The sequence below is a fragment of the Falsiruegeria litorea R37 genome (genome assembly GCF_900172225.1).
In the GTDB taxonomy this organism is placed as follows: Bacteria; Pseudomonadota; Alphaproteobacteria; order Rhodobacterales; family Rhodobacteraceae; genus Falsiruegeria; species Falsiruegeria litorea.
Genome location: NZ_FWFO01000001.1, coordinates 61061 through 83720, shown reverse-complemented (window position 1 = coordinate 83720; position 22660 = coordinate 61061). Strand labels below are relative to the sequence as shown.

Annotated in this window: 19 protein-coding genes; 11 read left to right on the top strand and 8 right to left on the bottom strand. The window is 57.2% G+C overall.

All coding sequences use genetic code 11. The features are described from left to right. Positions 1 to 368 precede the first annotated feature (368 nt). Positions 369 to 935, bottom strand: a complete 567-nt coding sequence (locus tag TRL7639_RS00420) for a helix-turn-helix domain-containing protein (RefSeq protein ID WP_085793852.1) — start codon at positions 933 to 935, stop codon at positions 369 to 371. 89 nt (positions 936 to 1024) lie between these two features. On the opposite strand from TRL7639_RS00420, the gene TRL7639_RS00415 reads away from it, so the two are divergent. Beyond that, entirely contained in the window at positions 1025 to 1321 is a 297-nt protein-coding gene (locus tag TRL7639_RS00415; protein WP_085793851.1) for a DUF6525 family protein, read from the top strand. A 134-nt stretch (positions 1322 to 1455) separates the two neighbouring features. Beyond that, positions 1456 to 2631: an acetyl-CoA C-acyltransferase family protein gene (locus tag TRL7639_RS00410; RefSeq protein WP_085793850.1), complete on the top strand. Its 1176-nt coding sequence runs from the start codon at positions 1456 to 1458 to the stop codon at positions 2629 to 2631. A 31-nt stretch (positions 2632 to 2662) separates the two neighbouring features. Here TRL7639_RS00410 and TRL7639_RS00405 read toward each other — a convergent pair whose 3' ends face one another. The 3 genes from TRL7639_RS00405 to ubiE are packed head-to-tail and all read right to left on the bottom strand — an operon-like array spanning position 2663 to position 5961. Further along, positions 2663 to 3649, bottom strand: coding sequence for a 4Fe-4S dicluster domain-containing protein (locus TRL7639_RS00405; protein ID WP_085793849.1), 987 nt, complete (start codon positions 3647 to 3649; stop codon positions 2663 to 2665). 26 nt (positions 3650 to 3675) lie between these two features. Next, complete coding sequence (ubiB, locus tag TRL7639_RS00400) at positions 3676 to 5205, bottom strand: 2-polyprenylphenol 6-hydroxylase (RefSeq protein ID WP_085793848.1); 1530 nt, start codon at positions 5203 to 5205, stop codon at positions 3676 to 3678. A gap of 3 nt (positions 5206 to 5208) precedes the next feature. Then, positions 5209 to 5961, bottom strand: a complete 753-nt coding sequence (ubiE, locus tag TRL7639_RS00395; protein WP_085793847.1) for a bifunctional demethylmenaquinone methyltransferase/2-methoxy-6-polyprenyl-1,4-benzoquinol methylase UbiE — start codon at positions 5959 to 5961, stop codon at positions 5209 to 5211. Positions 5962 to 6047: 86 nt separating this feature from the next. On the opposite strand from ubiE, the gene mutM reads away from it, so the two are divergent. The 8 genes from mutM to gyrB all read left to right on the top strand — a co-directional run bounded on the left by mutM (position 6048) and on the right by gyrB (position 15826). Further along, positions 6048 to 6899: a bifunctional DNA-formamidopyrimidine glycosylase/DNA-(apurinic or apyrimidinic site) lyase gene (mutM, locus tag TRL7639_RS00390; protein ID WP_085793846.1), complete on the top strand. Its 852-nt coding sequence runs from the start codon at positions 6048 to 6050 to the stop codon at positions 6897 to 6899. A 65-nt stretch (positions 6900 to 6964) separates the two neighbouring features. Beyond that, the gene (gene acuK / locus TRL7639_RS00385; RefSeq protein WP_085793845.1) at positions 6965 to 7741 is read left to right on the top strand and encodes an acryloyl-CoA hydratase; all 777 of its coding nucleotides are present in this window, start codon (positions 6965 to 6967) and stop codon (positions 7739 to 7741) included. Between the two features lie 236 nt (positions 7742 to 7977). Further along, the gene (gene rpsT / locus TRL7639_RS00380) at positions 7978 to 8241 is read left to right on the top strand and encodes a 30S ribosomal protein S20 (protein ID WP_085793844.1); all 264 of its coding nucleotides are present in this window, start codon (positions 7978 to 7980) and stop codon (positions 8239 to 8241) included. Between the two features lie 542 nt (positions 8242 to 8783). Beyond that, complete coding sequence (gene dnaA, locus TRL7639_RS00375) at positions 8784 to 10187, top strand: chromosomal replication initiator protein DnaA (RefSeq protein ID WP_085793843.1); 1404 nt, start codon at positions 8784 to 8786, stop codon at positions 10185 to 10187. Positions 10188 to 10434: 247 nt separating this feature from the next. Beyond that, positions 10435 to 11553: a DNA polymerase III subunit beta gene (gene dnaN, locus TRL7639_RS00370; RefSeq protein WP_085796185.1), complete on the top strand. Its 1119-nt coding sequence runs from the start codon at positions 10435 to 10437 to the stop codon at positions 11551 to 11553. A 62-nt stretch (positions 11554 to 11615) separates the two neighbouring features. Next, positions 11616 to 12713 carry a DNA replication/repair protein RecF gene (gene recF / locus TRL7639_RS00365; RefSeq protein WP_085793842.1) on the top strand — a complete coding sequence of 366 codons (1098 nt, stop codon included), beginning with the start codon at positions 11616 to 11618 and terminating at the stop codon, positions 12711 to 12713. Further along, a complete protein-coding gene (locus TRL7639_RS00360) occupies positions 12710 to 13330 on the top strand; it encodes a LysE family translocator (RefSeq protein WP_085793841.1) in 621 nt (206 codons plus the stop codon). The genes recF and TRL7639_RS00360 overlap by 4 nt, the downstream gene beginning before the upstream one ends. A 78-nt stretch (positions 13331 to 13408) precedes the next feature. Then, on the top strand, positions 13409 to 15826 hold the full coding sequence (gyrB, locus tag TRL7639_RS00355) for a DNA topoisomerase (ATP-hydrolyzing) subunit B (protein WP_085793840.1): 2418 nt from the start codon (positions 13409 to 13411) through the stop codon (positions 15824 to 15826). A gap of 539 nt (positions 15827 to 16365) precedes the next feature. Here the strand turns inward: gyrB and TRL7639_RS00350 are convergent. Continuing rightward, positions 16366 to 17829 carry an adenylate/guanylate cyclase domain-containing protein gene (locus tag TRL7639_RS00350; RefSeq protein WP_235820214.1) on the bottom strand — a complete coding sequence of 488 codons (1464 nt, stop codon included), beginning with the start codon at positions 17827 to 17829 and terminating at the stop codon, positions 16366 to 16368. A 399-nt stretch (positions 17830 to 18228) separates the two neighbouring features. Continuing rightward, positions 18229 to 19029 carry a class I SAM-dependent methyltransferase gene (locus TRL7639_RS00345; protein WP_085793838.1) on the bottom strand — a complete coding sequence of 267 codons (801 nt, stop codon included), beginning with the start codon at positions 19027 to 19029 and terminating at the stop codon, positions 18229 to 18231. 137 nt (positions 19030 to 19166) lie between these two features. On the opposite strand from TRL7639_RS00345, the gene TRL7639_RS23520 reads away from it, so the two are divergent. Further along, a complete protein-coding gene (locus tag TRL7639_RS23520) occupies positions 19167 to 19553 on the top strand; it encodes a GFA family protein (RefSeq protein WP_085793837.1) in 387 nt (128 codons plus the stop codon). Positions 19554 to 19782: 229 nt separating this feature from the next. Here TRL7639_RS23520 and TRL7639_RS00335 read toward each other — a convergent pair whose 3' ends face one another. Together TRL7639_RS00335 and TRL7639_RS00330 are read right to left on the bottom strand one after the other, a co-directional pair. Beyond that, positions 19783 to 20412: an MSMEG_1061 family FMN-dependent PPOX-type flavoprotein gene (locus TRL7639_RS00335; protein WP_085793836.1), complete on the bottom strand. Its 630-nt coding sequence runs from the start codon at positions 20410 to 20412 to the stop codon at positions 19783 to 19785. A 1212-nt stretch (positions 20413 to 21624) separates the two neighbouring features. Next, positions 21625 to 22614: an AraC family transcriptional regulator gene (locus tag TRL7639_RS00330; RefSeq protein ID WP_085793835.1), complete on the bottom strand. Its 990-nt coding sequence runs from the start codon at positions 22612 to 22614 to the stop codon at positions 21625 to 21627. Positions 22615 to 22660: the final 46 nt, after the last annotated feature.

Here is a 22660-nt window from a genome sequence, read left to right as displayed (position 1 = left end):
CGTTGACCCGGACTCAACGTCCAACTGCACCAGGAAACATGATACATTGGGGACCCTGAACACACGCGGATCACAATCCAGGACCGGATGTTTCGACCAATCGGCGATCCGCACTACCTTTATAGTGAATTTTACATACAGAATTTCATCGGTGCATTGACGTCTTCGACCACCCCCCAGTTTGTAGGTCGAGCACGTTGAATACGTATCCCTGCTCACGCAGGCGCGCCGATGGACTGGTCAGCAAGCCGTGTTTTCTGGCGATCTGACCAATGGCCAGGCTTTGCCGCTACACCCAGCCTGGCCTCCCCCGTCAAAGAGAACCCCCTCCTCTTTGGCGGGGACCACCTTAACAGCTGGACCTGGTCCTAAGCGTTCTTGACGATCAGAAAGACGCGCGCCGGCTGATCCCCAGCTTCGATGGAATGGGCGATATCCGCCGCATAGCGCGCGGTGTCCCCGGCGTTCAGCGTGTTGCTCGCGCTGCCGGATGTGACCCGCACCGCCCCCTCCAGCACCGTCAGCTGCTCGTTGGCGCCGCGCGTGTGTGGCTGGCTGTTCAGCGCGCCCCCCGCTTCGAACCGAATGTCATACACCTCGTGCCCGCCGGCCTCTTCGGGTGGCGACAGGATCTGAATGCGACACCCCTGCCCCATATTGTCGATACTGGGCACATCTGACGCGCGCAGAACCTCGATCTTGTCCGTGGCCTCGCCATCTTCGAGCAACCCGGCAAAATCCACCTGCAACGCGCGCGTCAGGTTCCACAGGGTTGCAATCGTGGGACTGCTTTCGCCGCGCTCGATCTGACTGACCATCGAGCGGGAAACGCCCGACAGATTCGCCACCGCTTCCAGCGACAGACCCTGCGCCCGGCGTGCCTCTTTCAGGCGCGCGGGCAAGCGTGTCAGGATATCGTCTGCATTCTCCGTCATAACGGAGTCTCTGCCCGTCTTTTGCCGCTCTTGTCAACTCTGGCCGCGGTCGATAGATACGCGTTACGTAATAACATTACACACTTCTTATGCGCAGAAACGTCACCTCCTCCCTCCGGCGCCGCAAGGCCGCCCCGATGACCCGCTTTGATCGTCTCCCGCCCGAGCTGCGCGGTTGGCTTCAGCGCGCCATGCTCAGCTGGTCGGTGAAATCAGCCGAACGGATCTGGGCCAAGGCCATGCGCCAACACCGCGGCAACGTACAGGCCGCGTTGATCGAGCTTGATCGACTGGAACGCGCCCATATGAACCGCGACATCGAACGCATATGGGGGCCGGATCACCCCGGGCTGGTGGACGCGTGCGGACTGCAAAGAGCCGCGTAAAACCGGTGCACGGGTAGTGCACGCATTGTGCACGGGGTGTGCACACGGGTTTTCCGCCATTTTGATGACGGCACGTTCCCGCAGACAGGCCCGTGCTGCACATGCATAATACCGCCAAATCGAGAGGAGACATTATGACCGACATCGTGATTCTGGACGGTGCCCGCACCGCCATCGGCACCTTTGGCGGGGCGCTTGCCTCGACCGCCCCCATCGACCTGGCCACCGTCGCCACCGAGGCCGCGCTAGAGCGTTCCGGGGTTGAGGGCGCGCAGATCGGCCATGTGGTTTTTGGCCACGTGATCAACACCGAACCCCGCGACATGTACCTCAGCCGCGTGGCCGCCATGCAGGCGGGCATTCCCAATGGCACGCCCGCGATGAACGTCAACCGCCTGTGTGGATCGGGCGCGCAAGCCATTGTGTCTGCAGTGCAATCCCTGATGCTGGGGGATGCCGACTTCGCCCTGGCAGGTGGTGCCGAAAGCATGTCGCGCAGCCCCTTCATCATGCAACAGGCCCGTTGGGGTGCGAAAATGGGCGACGTCAAATCGCTCGACATGATGCTGGGCGCGTTGAACTGCCCGTTCGGCACCGGCCACATGGGCGTCACGGCGGAAAACGTCGCGGACGAACACCAGATCACCCGCGAACAGATGGACGAGTTCGCAATGACCAGCCAGACCCGCGCAGCGGCAGCCATTGAGGCAGGCCACTTCAACAGCCAGATCACACCTGTGCAGGTCAAGGTCAAACGCGACATGGTCGACTTCATGGTGGATGAACACCCCAAGGCCACAACGACCGAAGCTCTTGCTGGCTTGCGCCCTGTCTTCAAGAAGGACGGTCGCGTAACTGCCGGAAATGCAAGCGGAATTAACGATGGTGCAGCGGCGATGGTCTTCGCCACAGCCGACGCAGCAGAGAAGGCCGGACTGAAACCCAAGGCCCGCGTTCTGGGCTACGCCCACGCCGGTGTCCGCCCCGAAGTGATGGGCATCGGCCCGGTTCCGGCAGTGCAGAACCTGATGGCTAAAACGGGCCTCTCGGCAGATGATTTCGACGTCGTCGAAAGCAACGAGGCCTTCGCCTCGCAGGCCTTGGCGGTGAACAAGGAACTGGGTCTGGACGCGGCCAAGGTGAACCCCAACGGCGGCGCGATTGCCCTGGGACACCCGGTCGGCGCAACCGGCGCGATCATCACGCTCAAGGCGCTCTATGAGTTGGAGCGCACAGGTGGCTCCAAGGCGCTGGTCACCATGTGCATCGGTGGCGGTCAGGGCATCGCCATCGCTCTGGAACGTCTCTGATTCAATTAAACTTTTCTGGCTAGGGTCGCGGTCATTCAGCCGCGGCCCTTTCCTTCTTCCGGGCTAACTTAACGGCCAAGTTCAACCCCACGCCGGGCCGCGACCAGGGGCATTGCGCGATGCAGATCGCGCAGCCGTGGGTCTGGTTGAAGAACGGCAGGCATTTGTCGAAGTCCACGTACCATTTGCGCGTCCCTCGAACCATTTTCTTGTCAGGCGACAACGCTTCGGGTGGGCAGGCATCCTCGCAAATCCGACAGCTCTGACAGAAGGCATCGATTTCATGATCTTGGGCTGGGGTCGGCTCAAACGGTGCATCAGTCAGAACCGCAGATAGGCGGAATGAGGCACCAAGTTCCGGATTGATGATCGAGCCATGCTTGCCTAATTCGCCAAACCCACAGGCCAATGCAGGTGGGATCATCGCCAAGGCCCCGGTCATCGGGCCTGTAACGGCTTCAGCCGCCCACCCCTGTTCCCTGATCCAGCCTGCCACAGTCTTGGCCGCCAAAGCCGCGCGGGCGTATTGGGTCATGACCTCCAGCCCCGCGCGCGGTTCAGGTGCTGCGGAAATTTCGCCATAGTCGTGTTGCACGCCCAGAATGATGACCCGCGACTGCGGGATGTCATAGCCGTCAAAAACCCAATCGGGCTGCATTTCAGCCACGCCGGTCATCTCGCAGACACCATCCGCCACAAACTGGTCTAGCCCCGTTGTCCACTCTGCTGGTGGCTTTGAGACTGCAACTGGTGCCAAGTCGGGCAAAACCGCATCCAGGATTTTCTGCCGTTCGGCACGTTGCTCGGCAAACGCCGGTTCCTTGGCCGATTGGGTGTAAAAATATAACTGCAGAGGGCCGTGTGGAATGTCCATCGGGTCCGGTGCCCAATAGACCATCGCAGGGTTACGCGGCTCAGGCTCGCCCAATCCGTTGATCTCGTTTCCACTGATTGCGGGCTGTCGTGCAACCTGATCGGGGTCTGGCTCAAAAGGGCGATATGGGTTCGGTTTCGGCATGACCCGAACCCTAGCACGATTTCAGCTCAGAACAGTGCGTCCGCCAAAATCACCAACACACCGCCAACAACAGCGCCGCCCAGAACCAACCAGACGCGGCTTTGAAAGGACCTTGGCTTCGGCTCATCTTCGACTGATTGCGCGATCAGGGCCTTTTCAACCAATGCAGGCAAACGCGGACCAAAGCGGGCCAAGACCATAGCCGTCTTGGAAAGATCGGACACGATGGCTCGGGGGCCGATGGATTGTTTAATGTAGTCTTCGACCACGGGCCGTGCGACGTCCCAGATGTTGATGTGGGGGCTCAGCGACCGAGCCACGCCTTCGACCACCACCATGGTGCGTTGCAGCAGGATCAGCTCGGTTCGGGTTTCCATGCCAAAGCGTTCTGTCACCTCGAACAGGTAGTTCAACAACCGCCCCATCGAGATCTGGGTGGCGTCCATGCCAAAGATCGGCTCACCCACCGCACGCAGGGCACGGGCAAATTCATCTACGTCCTGGTTGGCGGGAACATATCCGGCTTCGAAATGAACCTCGGCGACGCGTTTGTAGTCGCGGCGGATGAAGCCAAACAGGATTTCGGCATAGACCCGGCGGGTGTATTCGTCGATGTGGCCCATGATGCCAAAGTCATAGGCGATGATGTCACCATTGGGCGCGACCTTCAGGTTGCCCTGATGCATGTCGGCGTGGAAATACCCATCGCGCAGCGCGTGCATCAAGAACAGGCGCAGCACCCGCTCACCCAGATCAACGCGGTCGTGACCAGCGGCATCAATCGCGTCATTGTCACCCAGTGGCACCCCATCGGCCCACCCCAGCGTCATCACGCGGCGCGAGGACAGGGACCAACGCACAGGGGGCAGTTGGAACCCGCCATCATCCTTGGTGTTGTCAGTAAACTCGGACGCGGCCGAGCTTTCCAGCCGCAGGTCGAGCTCACCCCGCACAACACCGTCGAAATGTTCGATCACCTCCATCGGGCGCAAACGGCGCGCGCCGGGGGCGAACAGATCGACGATGCGGGCAGCCAGATAGAAGGCATCCACATCCTTGCGAAACGCTTTTTCGATCCCCGGACGCAAAACTTTGACCGCAACCTCGTCACCCGTGGTCGCCAGCGTCGCCTTGTGCACCTGTGCGATTGAGGCAGCCGCGATCGGCTCGCTGAATTCGCTGAATATCTCGGGGATGGGTTGACCCAGCTCGCGTTCAACCTCGGCCATCGCCTCGTCCCTTGGGAACGGGGGCAGCTTGTCCTGCAACACGCGCAGCTGCTCTGCCAACTCATCGCCGACCACATCCGGCCTAGTCGACAGAACCTGACCAAACTTGATGTAAGCCGGACCAAGCGCCGTCAGCGCACGGGTCGCCGGGGGCATGTCAGGGTCGCCCTTGTAGCCAAGCCACTGAAACGGCTTGCCCAAAGCATGCGCTACAAAGCGCAAGAGCGGCGGGGCCTCGAACGCGTCGAGTACCACATTCATGGCGCCCGTCCGCTCGAGCGTTGCGCCTGTACGGATCAGGCGAATGATGTTGTGAGGTCCACGCATGTCTTAGAGCTTCCAGCCGGAATGCAGCGCCGCAATACCCATCGACAGGTTGCGGTATTTGGCATTGCCGAAGCCCGCTGTGCGCACCATGCTCAGGAATGTCTCTTGGTCCGGGAACTTGCGGATCGATTCCACCAGATACTGATAGCTGTCGTAATCCCCGGCGATGGCCTGCCCCATACGCGGGATGACGTTGAAGCTGTAGAGGTCATAGAGTTTCTGCAGCCCTTCGTTGGGCAACTGGCTGAACTCCAGCACCATCAGGCGGCCACCGGGGCGGAGAACGCGGTACGCCTCGTTCAGCGCCTCTTGCGGGCGGGTCACGTTCCGAATGCCGAACGAGATCGTGTAGACGTCGAATGTGTTGTCCTCGAACGGCAGGGACATGGCGTCGCCCACCACCCAATCCAGACTGTCGGCCAGATGCGATGCCTCGGCGCGTTTGCGACCCTCGACCAACATCGGTTCGGTCAGGTCCAGTACCGTGGCGTGCCCGTGGCCGGCACGGTCCAAAAACCGGAACGAGATGTCGCCGGTGCCGCCCGCAACATCCAACAGCTTTTGTCCGGGGCGCGGCGCCAGCCAATCCATCATGGCATCTTTCCACACCCGGTGGATGCCCATGCTCATGACATCGTTCATGATGTCATATTTGCTGGCCACCGAGTTGAACACGCCCTGGACGCGCCCGGCCTTTTCACCTTCGGGAACTTCGGAGAAACCAAAGTGAGTGGTCTTTTGACTGTTCTCGGACATGGGCCTTGCCGTTTTCTGATTTCGCCCCTGTTATAGGGCGTTGGAACACGGGCACAATGCGGCCCTTTGGAATTGGGAGTCCCATAATGCCTGAACTGCCCGAGGTCGAGACCGTCCGACGTGGCCTGGCCCCCGCGATGGAGGGCGAGGTGATCGAGCGGGCTGACGTCAACCGCCCGGATCTGCGCTGGCCTTTCCCGGAGCGGATGGCCGAGCGATTGACCGGCGCGAGGGTGCAGCGATTGGGGCGGCGGTCCAAATATATCCTTGCGGATCTGGACACGGGTGAGACGCTACTCATACATCTGGGCATGTCGGGGCGCATGACGGTGTCGGGTGATCCCCTGGGACAGTTCGTGCATGACCACCCCATGCCGGAAAAGCACGATCATGTGGTGTTCCACATGGCCAACGGTGCGCGGGTCACGTTCAATGATCCCCGCCGATTTGGTGCGATGGACTTGCTGCCGACCGCGACGGCGGCTGACCACAAGCTGCTGTCGGTGCTGGGGCCAGAGCCGTTGGGCAATGATTTCCATGAACAACATCTGGTTGAATCGTTCCGCAGCAAGAATACGCCGGTCAAATCCGCACTGCTGGATCAGGGAATCGTCGCAGGTTTGGGCAATATTTACGTTTGCGAGGCATTGTTTCGCGCCGGAATTTCGCCACGTCGCAAAGCCGGAAAAATTTCCGCTACCCGCGTTGCCGCCCTTGTTCCAATCATCCGGCAGGTGCTGTCTGATGCGATCGACGCGGGCGGATCGTCGCTCAAGGATTTCCGCCAAGCTGATGGGGAGCTTGGATATTTTCAGCACAGCTTTGACGTCTATGGCCGCGAGGGAGAGGCCTGTCGCACCCCCGACTGCACTGGAACAGTGAGCAGAATCACCCAATCGGGACGCTCATCTTTCTACTGTTCGCAATGCCAAAGATAACTTGAACCATCTTCCCCTCGTGGTAAGGAATCGGTCCAGAACGGAACAACCGAAAGCACATCTCCATGGCCTTTGAGACGATCATCGTCGACGTTGAAGACCACGTAGCCCTCGTGAAACTGAACCGCCCCGATGCATTGAACGCGTTGAATGCCCAGTTGATCGGAGAGCTCTGCACAGCTCTGGAAGAGGCTGACGCAAACGACAAGGTGCGCTGCATCGTTCTGACGGGATCGGAAAAGGCGTTCGCCGCAGGTGCCGACATCAAGGAAATGTCGGAGAAATCCTTTGTCGAAGTTTACACCGAAGACCTGTTCGGCACCATCGGCGACCGCATTTCAGCTGTGCGCAAGCCGATCATCGCAGCTGTCGGTGGCTACGCACTCGGCGGCGGCTGCGAACTCGCCATGATGTGCGATTTCATCATCGCCTCTGATACCGCCAAGTTTGGCCAACCCGAGATCAATCTGGGCGTCATCGCAGGCATTGGCGGCACGCAGCGCCTGACCCGCTTTGTGGGCAAATCCAAGTCGATGGACATGAACTTGACTGGCCGCTTCATGAACGCCGAAGAGGCCGAACGCTCGGGCCTGGTAAGCCGAGTGGTTCCCGCCAAAAAGCTGATCGAAGAAGCGACCGCTGCGGCCCAGAAGATTGCCGAGAAATCGCAACTGTCAGCGATGGCGGCCAAAGAAGCAGTGAACCGCAGCTACGAACTGACCCTGAACGAGGGTCTGCTGTTCGAACGCCGCGTGTTCCATTCGATGTTTGCCACCGAAGACCAGAAAGAGGGCATGGCCGCCTTCCTGGAAAAACGCGAGGCGCAGTTCCGCGACAAATGACGTCGCGTAATGGAATCACTTCTTGGGAGCGGGCAGGTCATTGACCTGCCCGTTTCGTTTCGGGGGCCCAGGCGCAGAATCGGCTTGGCATTCCGGGCAAACTTGGCTAGATAGCGCCGCAATATATGCGCGTGCGGCCCGCTCTGGCTAGAATCACACCGGTGACCTTATACCCGGATTGGGCTTGGCATTGCGCTAACTTGAACAAACCGAACCGAGATAAAGGTCAGAAAACCATGGCAAATTCGCCCCAGGCAAAAAAGCGCGCCCGTCAGAACGAAACCCGCTTTGCCGTCAACAAAGCCCGTCGTTCGCGCATCCGCACCTTCCTGCGTAAAGTCGAAGAAGCAATTGCATCGGGCGACAAAGAAGCCGCAACCGCTGCTTTGCGGGCCGCTCAGCCCGAGCTGATGCGTGGTGTGTCCAAAGGTGTCTTCCACAAAAACACCGCATCGCGGAAGGTGTCGCGCCTGGCAGCCCGGGTCAAAGCCCTGGGTTAATTCGCGACTCGCACAAAAGCGTTTTGTGTAAAGGCGTTGCCATTGGCAGCGCCTTTTTTTGCGCCTGTTGCAAGGATGCCCCGTTGCTGCGAGCGCGAGAGATTCTTTGTCCCCAAAGGCAGAGTCAACATCAGAGTTTCGTTGCCGCTCCGCACCCGGACTTGCTACCACTGTTTCAGCGATTCACTCGCTTGGGGGGACAGGCAGCAAGGCACAAGATCTGACAGGCATCAGAGAAAGTGCAGTGCGATTGCTGATCGTCGGGACATCTCGGCATGATCGGTCTGCTATGGGTTTCGTGGAACACCCTAGCCCTGTCGAAAATGAGTGTAACGGGTAACGAGGATGCGCAATCCGTCGTCATAAGGCGGATGTTTGTCTTTGTTGGTTGTTTTCGTGCGGGTTCTGGCCTGTACGACGCCGATGCTAGCGCGTCGGTGCACAATACCTTTGTGTGTAATCGCCGCCGGGACTGGTCCGGTGAATTGGATGGGTAATAACAGGCTGAATGGCCGCTGATGATGGGACGCGTGAGGCGCTGGATGACACAAGAAAAATGGGGACAACTCCGTCAAAAACTGCTCAAGACAGTTGGACAAAACAACTACTCGACCTGGATCGAACCGCTTGAGTTCCAGGAACTGCACGATGGGGTTGCAGTCTTTACGGTTCCGACAAACTTCATGGGGAATTACGTCAGCCAGAACTTTGCTGACCTTATCCTGTACGAGTTGAACAGCTCGGGCGAATCCGTTCAGCGCATTGCATTTCGTGTTGCGGCGAATTCTCCGGCCCGCCCCGCGTCAACGACGAAGGCCGCACCGCGTTCTACCGAAGACAAGCCTGCTGCTGCTGCGCAGACCGAAACTCGTGCCACAAGCAGCGCGTTCGAACCGCTGGACTCTCTGCAGGCCGCCCCGCTGGATGCACGCTTTACCTTTGACAGCTTTGTTGTCGGCAAGCCCAACGAACTGGCCCATGCCGCTGCGCGCCGCGTGTCCGAAGGCGGCCCAGTGACCTTCAACCCGCTGGTTCTGTATGGCGGCGTTGGCCTTGGTAAAACGCACCTGATGCACGCCATCGCCTGGGAACTGAAATCGAAACGCCCGGACCTGAATGTGCTGTACCTGTCAGCAGAACAGTTCATGTACCGCTTTGTGCAAGCCCTGCGCGAACGCCGTATGATGGACTTCAAACATCTGTTTCGATCGGTCGACGTTCTGATGGTCGATGACGTGCAGTTCATCGCCGGCAAGGACAGCACGCAGGAAGAGTTTTTCCACACCTTCAATGCGCTGGTGGATCAGAACAAGCAGATCATCATCTCGGCCGACCGCGCCCCTGGTGAGATCAAGGATCTTGAAGATCGCGTGAAATCACGCCTGCAGTGCGGCTTGGTCGTTGATCTGCACCCCACCGACTATGAACTGCGGTTGGGCATTTTGCAGAACAAGGTTCAACAGCACAAGATCACCTACCCCGATCTCGAGATCGCCGATGGTGTATTGGAGTTCCTGGCCCATCGGATCTCGACCAACGTGCGTGTGCTCGAAGGTGCCCTGACCCGTCTCTTTGCTTTTGCCTCGCTGGTGGGGCGCGAGATCGACATGGATCTGACGCAGGACTGCCTGGCCGATGTGCTGCGTGCGTCCGAGCGCAAGATCACGGTTGAGGAGATCCAGCGCAAGGTCTCGGACTACTACAACATCCGTCTCAGCGACATCATCGGCCCCAAGCGCTTGCGCTCATACGCGCGCCCGCGTCAGGTGGCGATGTATCTGTGCAAGCAGCTCACCAGCCGCTCTCTGCCCGAGATCGGCCGCCGCTTTGGCGGGCGTGACCACACCACGGTCATGCACGGCGTCAAGCGCATCGAGGAGTTGAAACTGACCGATGGGCAGATCGCCGAAGACGTCGAGATGCTGCGCCGCGCACTCGAGGCGTAAGCCCGACAACCATCCCTTACACAAAGGCCCCGAACAGTGCGTCGGGGCCTTTTTTGTGACCTCTTGGCGGTCTGCCTGTGGGCTGAGGCCAACGTTTTGGCGCGATCTGTGTCTGATCGGCCACGCGGGCCTTGACGCCCCCTGCATTCCAGCGGACAAATCCATGAAAAAACTTGTACCGCAGGCCTGACCCGTTAGGGTGCCTGTCCCGGCCATCTCACTGGCCCAAGAAAAGGATGTAGGGATTATGAAGATCAGCATCGAACGCGGCACGCTGCTCAAGGCCGTGTCTCAGGCCCAATCCGTTGTGGAACGCCGCAACACCATCCCAATCCTGGCGAATGTTCTGATCGAAGCCGAAGGTGACAGCGTCCAATTCCGCGCCACCGACCTGGATATCGAAGTTGTCGACAAGGCCCCCGCTCAGGTCGAGCGCGCAGGCGCCACCACCGTCGCCGCGACCACTCTGCACGAGATCGTGCGCAAGCTGCCTGACGGGGCACTTGTGACACTGACCGCTGACAGCGCAACCGGTCGCCTGACGGTCGATGCCGGTCGGTCCAACTTCTCATTGGCGACACTGCCGCGCGAAGATTTCCCGGTTATGGCCTCGTCCGAGTATCAGTCGAACTTCACCGCGCCCGCGGGAATGCTGCGCCGCCTGTTCGACAAGTCGAAATTTGCGATCTCGACCGAAGAGACCCGTTATTACCTGAACGGCGTCTACCTGCACGTCACCGACGCCGACGGCGGCAAGGTGTTGCGTGCCGTGGCCACCGATGGCCATCGCCTGGCCCGTATCGATGCAGAGCTTCCCGCAGGGTCGGCGGACATGCCGGGCGTGATCGTACCGCGCAAGACCGTGGGTGAGCTGCGCAAGCTGTTGGACGATGACGAGATGGATATCGCCGTGTCGGTCAGCGAAACCAAAGTGCGTTTTGCCACGCCCGACATCACCCTGACATCGAAGGTGATCGACGGTACCTTCCCTGACTACACGCGCGTGATCCCGCAGGGCAACACCCGCCGGTTGGAGGTGGATGCATCCGAATTCGCGCAAGCCGTGGACCGGGTTGCGACAGTTTCGTCCGAACGCTCACGCGCGGTGAAATTGCAGCTGGAAGAAGACCGCTTGATCTTGTCGGTCAATGCTCCCGACAGCGGTGCGGCCGAGGAAGAGCTGGCCGTGGCCTATGGTGACGAGCGGCTCGAGATCGGGTTCAACGCCAAGTACCTTCTGGAAATCGCATCCCAAGTGGATCGCGAGAATGCGGTGTTCATGTTCAACTCGGCCGGCGATCCGACCTTGATGCGCGAAGGCAATGATCAGAGCGCGGTTTATGTCGTCATGCCGATGCGTGTTTGATCGCGCATTCTGCGCAATGCCTGCGGCGCGAGTATTTTTGAAAAGATGAAGGGGGCGGTCACGTGTTGGCTCTGACCGAGTTGACCATCTCCCACTTTCGGTCCCACAAGGTGGCGCGGCTGTCGTTGGATGGCCGGCCTATTGCCATTCACGGGGCCAACGGGGCGGGCAAGACCAATATCCTGGAAGCAGTGTCCCTGTTCTCGCCCGGACGCGGGATGCGACGTGCCAGTGCGGCCGAGATGACCCGGCGGCCCGAGGCTTTGGGCTGGAAACTTCAGGGCGTGCTGGACGTTCAGGGCCAATCCCACGAGATCGAAACCTGGTCCGATGGGGGCGCCGCCAGACAAGTGCGGGTCAACGGCAAGGCGGCCAATCAGGTGGCTTTGGGGCAGCTGTCGCGGGTCGTTTGGCTTGTGCCCTCAATGGATCGGCTGTGGATCGAAGGGGCAGATGGGCGGCGACGGTTTCTGGACCGCATGGCGTTGAGTTTTGATCCCGGCCACGCCGAGGCGTCACTGCTTTACGAAAAGGCCATGCGCGAGCGCAACAAACTGCTCAAGGAGCAGATCCGCGACGATCACTGGTACGTGGCGCTGGAACGGCAGATGGCCGAGGCAGGGGCCCGTATCCATCAGGGACGGCTGTCGGCTCTGGAACTGGTCCGTCAGGCGCAGGAGCGGGCGCAGACGGCCTTTCCGTCCGCCGATTTGGAGTTGGTGCAAACCGAGGGTGCCATGCCTGAAACCGAGGCCGACCTGCGCGAGGCGCTGATCGAGAGCCGGTTCCGCGATCTGGCGGCAGGACGCACGTTGGTCGGACCGCATCGCAGTGACCTGTACGGCGTGTTTGCTGCAAAAGGTGTGCCCGCCAAGGATTGCTCGACGGGTGAGCAAAAGGCGCTGCTGGTGTCACTGATCCTTTCCAACGCCCGCGCATTGGCCGACCAGACAGGGGCACCGCCCATCGTTCTGCTGGATGAGGTTGCCGCCCATCTGGATGCAAACCGCCGCGCGGCGCTGTATGACGAGATCTGCGCGCTTGGCACCCAAGCCTGGATGACGGGCACAGGGCCCGAGCTGTTCGCCGAGTTGGAGACCCGCGCGCAGTTCCTGGACGTCACCGAACAAGATGGCGTGTCCGAGGTTCACGCCCCATGACCATCACCGCCTGGGAGTTGACCCTATACGCTGGCGCCCTGCTGGTTTTGTTCCTGACGCCCGGCCCCGTCTGGCTGGCAATCATCGCACGCTCGCTGAGCGGTGGGTTCCAGGCGGCCTGGCCATTGGCCCTTGGCGTCGCGATTGGTGACATCCTCTGGCCGCTATTGGCGATCATCGGCGTGTCCTGGCTGGTCAATGAGGTCGAAGGTTTCATGACCGTCCTGCGCTATGTGGCCAGCGGGGTGTTCCTGTTGATGGGGATCGGCGTGCTGCGTCATGCAGGCGACACGATCCGCGAAAACAAGGCGCTGACCAAACCCGGAAAATGGGCGGGATTCATGGCTGGGCTGATCGTCATTTTGGCCAACCCCAAGGCGATCCTGTTCTACATGGGCATGTTGCCGGGCTTCTTTGACCTCAGCCAGATCACCCGCACTGACATCCTCCCGATCCTTGCGCTGTCCTTCACTGTACCCCTGCTGGGCAACCTTGCCTTTGCCCTGTTCATCGACCGGTTGCGCAGTGTTTTGACCTCGCCACAGGCCATGCGACGGACCAATATCATGGCTGGTTGCCTGTTGATTTGCGTGGGTCTGATCATTCCCTTTACGTGACACAAAATCTGGTGGGATGGCGTGACAATCCCCCCCAGAAAACGTATAAGGTGACAAAATAATGAAGGTACTCACCGCATGTCCGAAGACAATCAGGCACCCGAAGAATATGGCGCCGATTCCATCAAAGTTCTCAAGGGCTTGGAAGCCGTTCGGAAACGCCCCGGCATGTACATCGGCGACACCGACGATGGCTCGGGTTTGCACCACATGGTGTATGAGGTCGTGGACAACGGAATTGACGAGGCCTTGGCCGGTCACGCCGACCATGTGACCGTCAAAATTCACGCCGACAACAGCGTTTCCGTCAGCGACAACGGGCGCGGGATTCCGGTGGGCATCCACGAAGAAGAAGGCGTATCCGCGGCCGAGGTCATCATGACCCAGCTGCACGCGGGCGGTAAGTTCGACAGCAACTCGTACAAGGTTTCGGGCGGTCTGCACGGCGTGGGTGTGTCGGTTGTGAACGCCCTGTCCGATTGGCTGGAGCTGCGCATCTGGCGTGATGGCAAAGAACATATCGCACGCTTTGAGCGCGGCGATACGGCCAAGCATCTAGAAGTTGTTGGTGACTGCGGCGAGCAAACCGGAACCGAAGTGCGGTTCCTTGCTTCGACCGATACATTCTCGAACCTCGAATACTCGTTCGAAACGCTGGAAAAACGCCTGCGCGAGCTCGCCTTCCTGAACTCGGGTGTACGCATCATCCTGATCGACGAACGCCCTGCAGAGCGGCTGGAATCCGAGCTTTATTACGAAGGTGGCGTGAACGAGTTCGTCAAATACCTCGACCGCTCCAAATCCCCGGTCATGGACGCACCGATCTATATCAAGGGCGAGCGCGATGACATCGGCGTTGAAATCGCCATGTGGTGGAATGACAGCTATCACGAGACGGTGCTGCCATTTACCAACAACATCCCCCAGCGGGATGGCGGCACCCACATGGCCGGCTTTCGTGGCGCGCTGACACGGACGATCAACAACTATGCACAGTCGTCCGGTATCGCCAAAAAGGAAAAGGTGAGCTTTACCGGTGACGACGCGCGTGAGGGGCTGACCTGCGTGCTGTCGGTGAAGGTGCCCGATCCCAAGTTCAGTTCGCAAACCAAAGACAAATTGGTCAGTTCCGAAGTCCGCCCTGCGGTCGAGGGGCTGATGAACGAGAAGCTGGCGGAGTGGTTTGAAGAGAACCCCAATATTGCCAAACAGGTGGTCAGCAAGATCATCGAGGCCGCTCTGGCCCGCGAAGCCGCCCGCAAAGCCCGCGAATTGACCCGCCGCAAGACGGCGATGGACGTCAACTATCTGGCTGGGAAACTCAAGGATTGCTCGGAAAAAGACCCGTCGAAAACCGAAGTCTTCCTTGTCGAGGGTGACTCGGCTGGCGGTTCAGCCCAAACGGGTCGCGACCGGCAAACACAGGCGATCCTGCCGCTCAAGGGTAAGATCCTGAACGTCGAACGCGCGCGATTTGACCGTATGCTGTCGAGCCAGGAAATCGGCAACCTCGTGATGGCGCTTGGCACTGGCATTGGCCGGGATGAGTTCAACATCGAAAAGTTGCGCTACCACAAGATCGTCATCATGACCGATGCGGACGTCGACGGCGCCCACATTCGCACGCTGCTGCTGACCTTCTTCTATCGGCAGATGCCCGAGTTGATCGAAGGCGGGTACCTCTACATCGCGCAACCACCGCTTTACAAAGTGTCGCGTGGCAAATCCGAAGTGTACCTGAAAGATCAGGCCGCAATGGATGACTATCTGGTCAATCAGGGCGTTGATGGCGCGGTTCTGAAACTCGGCTCGGGTGAAGAGATCATCGGCCAAGACTTGACCCGCGTGGTCGATGAAGCGCGGCAACTCAAGCGCGTGCTGGATGCCTTCCCGACGCATTATCCCCGCCACATCCTGGAACAGGCCGCTGTGGCCGGTGCCTTTGTACCTGGCGCCGTGGATGCAGACCTGCAAGGCGTGGCTGACAAGGTCGCTGCGCGTCTGGACCAAATCGCGCTGGAATACGAACGTGGCTGGCAGGGCCGGATCACCCAGGATCACGGTATTCGCTTGGCGCGTATTCTGCGCGGCGTCGAAGAGGTGCGCACACTCGACGGCCCAATGCTCCGCTCGGGCGAGGCACGCAAGACCGGCAGCTTCACCCAAAGCCTGCAAGAGATATATTCGACATCCTGCCAGTTGATCCGTCGTGACCGTGCCCAAGTCATCCATGGCCCGCTGGACCTTCTGCGTGCCATCCTCGAAGAGGGCGAAAAGGGTCTCTCGCTGCAACGCTACAAGGGATTGGGCGAAATGAACCCGGACCAACTATGGGAAACCACGCTGGACCCGGATGCACGCACCCTGTTGCAGGTGCGAGTGGATGACATGGTTGAAGCCGACGATCTGTTCACCAAGCTGATGGGCGACATCGTGGAACCGCGTCGCGAATTCATCCAGCAGAATGCGTTGAGTGTGGAAAACCTAGATTTCTAAGGGGTTGTAGGTGTGCGCATAGCACTTCGCACACCCCATAATATTGCGCAGTTCGCCCATAGTTTTTCGCAATTCAAAGAAACATCATCGCGAACCGGCATTGAACATATGCATGCAGCCTTGGAAATTCCTCGAAGGCACTCTCAATCAGCATGGGATTGCCGCCTTCAAGAACAGTTCTGCTGAAGTTCGGAATAGCTGTTGATGCCCTGATCTAGGAACTTGCTCTGTATTTCATCTTAACTAGTCATCAGAGCAGGCGATCAAACACCTTGGGCGGAAACCGGTCATTCTCTGCAGTCGCAAAACAAACTCTCGCAGTCGAAGAAAGCAGACATTCAGCCTGAAAAGCCCGACAAAAGTCGTCAGATGACCGCAAGGAGCCCAAAGCGGAATATCCCAATCTGGGCGTTAAACCGAAAAGAAGAGAGCTGCACCCGACACCGTCATCCATGAGTTCTGTGTCTTAAATAGCGCCCTGATTTTTGCTTTCGCTGCAACTGAGCCCTAATACCGGTTCAACTTTTTCGGATTACGTACTAGCTCGCAGGTCGTCCATCGAGTTTCTCAAGCGCCTCACGCAAAATGGATGCTGACAGCTCACGCTCGGTGTCGTTCATGAGGGCGTGGTTCATCTTCAGGGAAAGGTTCGCTTCCCTGCGATGGAAAGTTAGTGCTTCTGCGGTGTCTAGCTCCGCAGTTCTGCGCACCTGAAAGGTCCTGATAGGGCGCTCAAACCCCTTTACGCGCATCGGCTCCTGCTCATCTGCAGCAATCCAATCCTTTACAAGGGCATAAGTCTCGTTAGCCAAAAGGATGCAGCCATTATCAGCCGCAGATTCCAGACGCGCCGCCAGATTCACTTCGCTACCGATAATCGTGTAATCAACTCTTTGATCTGAGCCGAAATTTCCCACTGTGCAATAACCTGTATTGATGCCGATGCGCAGATCGAAAGTTTCTTCCAACCCCAGGTTTAACCATTCTTGTTTCAACTCACGGACACGCTCTTGCATTTCAATCGCCATGCGGACGCATGCTAGTGCATCCTTCTTCGCACCCTTGCTTTCAGGATCCCCAAAATAGACCACAATTGCATCACCGATGAACTTGTCGATTGTGCCACCATGGCTTTCGGCAATTAGAGACATTTCAGTCAAATATCGGTTGAGCAACGTCGACAGCTCTTCACTTTCCAATCTGTCCGTGATCTCGGAAAAGCCGACTATATCCGAAAAGAAAACGGTCAGCTTTTTGCGTTTTGAAACAATTTCTTCGGTTTGCTCTCCTGTCAGAATCGACAAGTATAGTTGTGGGGAAAGGTACTTGGCTAAGCGGTGAGACAGTCTCTCCATTGTTTCTGCGCGATCAGCCTTGGCCAACATGCTGTCGACTTGTGTCAGAACGTTCATTTTGGTTTTTTGCCAATTCGCGGCTACGCCGAAGAACGTGATTGTCGCCAGTGATGCAGAAACCAAAAGTGCAGTAGAAACCGGAAGATGTCCGAAAAAGGCCATCCCGAAGCCGTTTGCAAAGATAACCGGAAATGCGGCCAGCGAGCCTGCGATAGGCGATGAAGCCATTGAAACCAAAGACGCAAGAGCGAATGAAGACGTACCAAGCACGATCACCATCGATGTGACCGGATCTGCAAGCCTTAACGCCAGCAAGGAGAAGATCGTCCAATTGAGACCGATGAGGCCCGCGTAAAAATTGATTTTTTGAATGCGGCGCGAGCCGACGTCAGTAGGCCTCTCACGATGACGAAGCCGTAAGTAACTGCGGATTGATTGGGCGACCAATATCGCCGTTAGCGCATAGACGAATACCGCACCGCTAGAAATGACCAAATTTGGGTCGATAACAAAAAAGATCAGTGCCAGGGTGATGTTGCCGAGGACAATACTGGGGTTGAACCGCTGAACCTCGACCGATTGCTGGATGCGGATCTCTCTTTCGACCAAACGACGTTTAACTGCATCAGAAACGAGGACTTGATTCATACTGGGACCGTTTTCCAAGTTCTGCATTAGTGGGTTCACGCCTGCAATCTATTTGAGAATGTCAGAATTCGACAAACCTTTCCAGTTTGATGGTTTCGACTGCAAGATCCAGCCATCCCGTCCAACAAGTAACTGGAATATCCCCTTGGCTCGCCGCAATCTACCGCATCGTCCCGCACACCACCAGTTCGCCTACGGTTTGATTTCGCGCCCGCAGCGAATGGCTGGTTCGACGGGCCGCAACGCAGCAATCCACGGGGCAGCAGACGGCGTCTCTGGGCCGTCCACGACAAGGGCCTGAGACTTCGTAGCTGGATTTTCTGCGGCCGATCTAATGGCGGTAGAGAGCCCACTTTGACCGATGCTGCGCAGCGCATGAAGGTCTCATTTCCCGATAGACTATGGGCGTCTGGCAATCAGTGTTGCGAATACCTGATATCCATAGAGAGTGCCTTCTTTTGCGCGACGGCGATACTCAGCAACTAGGCCGTTATGCAATTCTCCTCCAATTTCCCCACGTTTCATCAACACTTTGCCAGTTTCTTCGACCCAAGGAAGCATTTGGTCGTTATCCAGAACGCTGCGGCTTTGGAAATTGAAGTCTTCGACTTTAAACCCCGCGTCAGAAGCGAGCTTTTTCAACTTGGCGACCGCATACGGATCGGTGACGAACTCTTTGACAAATATCTTGGCGCATGCGTCGAGAGGATCGTTTGGTAGGTTTCCCAGTGACGCTTTTGAAAAGTCAGCATCACATAAGATAAGACGCCCTCCAGACTTTATGACGCGCACGGCTTCGGTCAAAAGCGGAACTGGATCTTCAACATGGGTCAGCACAGTGTGCATGATCAAGTTATCAACCGACCCATCTTCCAACGGCAGAGACGCCCCTGCCGCAACCTCAAACTCAACATTTTCATGGTCACTGACCCGCGTTCTTGCTTCTTGGACGAAGCCCACAGATGGCTCGAAACCAATAACACGCTCAGGATTGGCTTTCTCGGCAACACGGCGAGTGACTGCTCCCGCACCGCACCCGACTTCAATCGTCAAGCTACCTTCAGCGAACTCGAGTTTCCCCAGATATCTTGAGACGATCTTCTCCATTATGGGGTCGGACTGACGTTCGTCCATAGAATCAGCAAACGCTGAAATGAACTCGGCACCTGCTGCATCTACATCTTGAAACGGATCCGACATCCCATGCCCCTCCAACAACGCTTGGTTTTCTTAGCCAAAAACCATAGCATCGCGAAAGCCAAGGGCAAGCGGGGCTAGAGCAAGATGGAGGCTAGGATGTGCGGGGGCATTGTGCTGACTACGCAAAGAGGTCAAAGATGAGTAAAGGGATTTCTGGCGGATGTAAGTGCGGCGCGGTCCGGTATCGTGGAGAACTTTCTGATATTTCATCTTTCCGATGCTACTGCCGCGATTGCCAACAGCTCACCGGAACCGGGCATTCGGAAATGTTTCCATTGGTCGCAGAGACCTTTCAGCTTGAGGGCCCCTCTCGGGAATATCAAATGGCCGGTGGATCGGGCCAACCCACTTGGAGCAGCTTTTGCTCAACCTGCGGCTCTCCCCTGACCCGGCGCAGTGAGCGAATGGAGCATTGCTTGTATGTACATGCTTCATCACTCGATGAACCTGAAAAGCACAAACCGAGCCGCATACTCTACGCGGACGCAGCGCAACCTTGGGACAAGCCAAACTTGGATGAATAGGCTGATCGAGCAGCCAAAACTTATTTGTTTTTTATCGGCGACAACGATCGGTTTTTGCCCTGCCGACCGAAAGCGGTCGTAGGTGTAATCACGGCGAAGGTCGGGGAAATTCCGCTTAGTAGCCGTCGGGTGGTGAGTTGCTCCCAAAAGCCCGACAAAAGTCGTCAGATGACCGCAAGGAGCCCGAAGCGGATGCTGCCATGTGCTCGGATGACAGTTGTCCGGAACTTCAGTAGAGCCGAGTACCTTCATCTGCCGTGTGATCGTCCTCGACCTCTTGAAGCGTTTGTTCGCGGTCAACTGTGGATATCACCCATTCAGCGAGTGTGGGGGCCGACTTTCGCTTGGGCCAATGGTCAGCGTGCCACAATCGAGATCGAATGAATGACTTAGAACAGTGCATGAAGGCTTCCTCGACCTCTATAACAAGCGCGAGCAAAGGTTGCTTGCCGTTGATCGCATGCCGTTTGCTGATCGCAGCATCTCGAACAATGCGAGCCTTGCCCGCAACACGCAGCGTATCGCCGTGACCCGGTACGACGAAGAGAACAGCGATGTTCGGGTCTTCCAGTAGATTTTGAAAGCCATCGACACGGTGGTTGCCGAGCCGGTCTGGAATAATGAGTGTTTTGTCATCGTAAACTTCTACGAAACCAACTGGGTCACCTTTCGGCGAAACATCAATCAGACCGTTAGACGCTTTAGTTGCAACGACAATAAATGGTGCAAGCTCAATGAATTTCCGCGCAGTATCATTCAGCCGATCACTTACCTTGAGAAAAGTGTTGGTAAACCCTTCGGTCGGCAGCAGTTCTCTAAGCCGTTCAATACTTTCAATCTGTTCATCAACTTCCAACACAACGCTCTCCGGTCAACTTCGAAGGGAAAGTGTAGCCGATGCGCCGATTTTCTCAAAGCCGCCATTGGCGCAACCGCATCGAATTGGTGGTTTGTCCCGCGATCTGTAAATTCGAACAGATCCGGATTTCGCACACGCGGCGAATGACCGGTAAGCGGGCTGCGGCTGCAGAAACGTGAAGGTAGGGCGAAGGTCCGGAGTGGGCCGTTTGTGTCGTGTGCCTGGCTGCGTTCATCGCGACTTTGCAAAGTCCACTTCCTGCGCCTTGCGGCCATTAGAACAGAGTGGAACAAACTCCCAAGATCCGTTCTAAGACGACCGGACAGCGGGAAGTGCGTGTTAGCAACCTTGGGGGCCTTTACCTATCCAGTCGCCAGGATCCTTTCGTAGGGCGAAATTGGAGTTGGCGAGATAGAAGAATTTCAAGCGGCCAAGTAAATTTGCCCCCACAATGCCATAGCAAGGCTCTTCGCCCAATTCTTGCTCATCTCGTTCTGATTGCATTGCAATTGCCTCACAATCTAAATGGGGGAAATCATGCAGACTTATGCGCAATTCGTGCAATCTTATGGGGTGTGTGCAGCTTTGTACGCGTCCCTACAAACCCCTGTAGGTGCGCGCATAACTCTGCATCACCTTCATTGAATTCATTAAAGAAATTCACGGAGTTTCGCCCATAATACTTCACAGCGTTTGCGCATAATTTTGCACGATTTACCCATAAGGTTGCATTTTTTTCTTAAGTCTCTACCTCGTCGGGCGAGCGACATCAGCGGGATCAACTTTGAGGTTATGATTCTCTAGCATTAAGTGCATTTGATGTCGCAAAGTGCAAGATTTAGTTGAGCTTGGCCCGCGGTTTGTACGTCTCGCCTTCAACGCCCCCAACGGGAGGAATACGGGTTCAGCATTTGTAGATATAGGGTGGGCTGTTGCCAGTCGCTGCTTTCTCACGCAACAGCAGTCATGCGCAGATTGCGGGCTTTGCAAAGTCGAGCGAATGGGCATACGTTGACCTTCAGTTGCTCCCGCCGCAATGTCTACTTTGTGCTGACCATCCATTACGTGCAGGCCGTGATCAGCTCGCAGTAAACTTTCGTTGCTTTTTGAGAATTCCATGCAAGCAAAAGGCCAAATGCTGATCTGAATCAAGCCATACCAAATTTCAAAGGGCGCGAACGGGCAGGATCGACTAGACAAGGCGAATTCAATTCATCTTTGTTTCGACCGGGCCTTAGAGGGCGTTTCACCTGTCCAGCGTCGATAAGCCCGTGCAAAATTGGATGCTTGTGTAAATCCAGTGTGAAGGGCGATTTCTGTCACCGTCATCTTACCTTCGCCAATTGCCGTGGTTGCGTATTGCTGCCTTTGTTTATCCAAAATTGCCTTGAAGGATGTGCCTTCGTTGGCCAGCTTTCGGCTCAGCGCCTTGGGGTGAAGGCGGCAGGCGCGGGCGGTTTTGGTGATGTCGAGCTTGGGATCACTTATGTGTTCGTTGCAGAAGCTCCGCACCGCTTCCTCCAAGGTGTCATACTCCTTGTCCGCCTCTCCCAAAGATTTGTCGACGGGCGAGTACGCCCGGTTCATAACCATCCATCGAGAGGGAAAACGCAAAGTCAGTCCCATCTTTGAACCGGTGATCAAGGAAGAACGGGGGAGCAACCACTCGGGCACGACGGTTTCGTCTACGACTACGGCCAGTACATCCTTTGAGTTCCAGGCTTGGCCCACACGTGGTCGAATTTGCTCGATAAGAAGTGCCAGGGTAAGCGCATCCGGGTGGGCCGGATTGGCGTCCGGTTCGACTTTTCGAGCCATTTTCAGCGTCGCGTATTGCCCGTCATTCTCTAGCCTATAGTTGGTGGAATTCCCATAGGATCCAACAGAAATCAAAAAACGATCCAGCAAATTACCCACCGTTTGCTCGCTGGCCAGATGCTGTGTCACCGGTCCCATCGCATTTCGTGCCATGTCGCGCCCGACTGTGGCCCCCAAAAATGGATCCCCAAGCCGAGTGGCGATTTCATCAATGGTTTCATAGATGGCTTTTACTGGGATGAGCCGATCAAAATCCGTTCTGACGGAACGGGAGATTTGCATATCGTCTAACAAGAGATCCACATCCCCTCCACGACCTTCGAAGTGGAGTATGAGCGGCATCAGGAGCGCGGCGCGAACCAATGGGGGGGAGCTATCAGGCATCCGACTAATCTAGACCAATTAGCTTGGCGTTGTCATTCATTCAAGG

Bases quoted from the DNA above. Each gene is read 5' to 3' on its own strand.
- ubiB (WP_085793848.1), bottom strand. From the start codon at position 5,205: ATGCGTGGACCTCACAACATCATTCGCCTGATCCGTACAGGCGCAACG.
- TRL7639_RS00410 (WP_085793850.1), top strand. From the start codon at position 1,456: ATGACCGACATCGTGATTCTGGACGGTGCCCGCACCGCCATCGGCACC.
- TRL7639_RS23520 (WP_085793837.1), top strand. From the start codon at position 19,167: ATGAGTAAAGGGATTTCTGGCGGATGTAAGTGCGGCGCGGTCCGGTAT.
- gyrB (WP_085793840.1), top strand. From the start codon at position 13,409: ATGTCCGAAGACAATCAGGCACCCGAAGAATATGGCGCCGATTCCATC.
- TRL7639_RS00405 (WP_085793849.1), bottom strand. From the start codon at position 3,649: ATGCCGAAACCGAACCCATATCGCCCTTTTGAGCCAGACCCCGATCAG.
- dnaN (WP_085796185.1), top strand. From the start codon at position 10,435: ATGAAGATCAGCATCGAACGCGGCACGCTGCTCAAGGCCGTGTCTCAG.
- ubiE (WP_085793847.1), bottom strand. From the start codon at position 5,961: ATGTCCGAGAACAGTCAAAAGACCACTCACTTTGGTTTCTCCGAAGTT.
- acuK (WP_085793845.1), top strand. From the start codon at position 6,965: ATGGCCTTTGAGACGATCATCGTCGACGTTGAAGACCACGTAGCCCTC.
- TRL7639_RS00345 (WP_085793838.1), bottom strand. From the start codon at position 19,029: ATGTCGGATCCGTTTCAAGATGTAGATGCAGCAGGTGCCGAGTTCATT.
- TRL7639_RS00330 (WP_085793835.1), bottom strand. From the start codon at position 22,614: ATGCCTGATAGCTCCCCCCCATTGGTTCGCGCCGCGCTCCTGATGCCG.
- TRL7639_RS00415 (WP_085793851.1), top strand. From the start codon at position 1,025: ATGCGCAGAAACGTCACCTCCTCCCTCCGGCGCCGCAAGGCCGCCCCG.
- TRL7639_RS00360 (WP_085793841.1), top strand. From the start codon at position 12,710: ATGACCATCACCGCCTGGGAGTTGACCCTATACGCTGGCGCCCTGCTG.
- mutM (WP_085793846.1), top strand. From the start codon at position 6,048: ATGCCTGAACTGCCCGAGGTCGAGACCGTCCGACGTGGCCTGGCCCCC.
- TRL7639_RS00420 (WP_085793852.1), bottom strand. From the start codon at position 935: ATGACGGAGAATGCAGACGATATCCTGACACGCTTGCCCGCGCGCCTG.
- dnaA (WP_085793843.1), top strand. From the start codon at position 8,784: ATGACACAAGAAAAATGGGGACAACTCCGTCAAAAACTGCTCAAGACA.
- TRL7639_RS00350 (WP_235820214.1), bottom strand. From the start codon at position 17,829: ATGAATCAAGTCCTCGTTTCTGATGCAGTTAAACGTCGTTTGGTCGAA.
- rpsT (WP_085793844.1), top strand. From the start codon at position 7,978: ATGGCAAATTCGCCCCAGGCAAAAAAGCGCGCCCGTCAGAACGAAACC.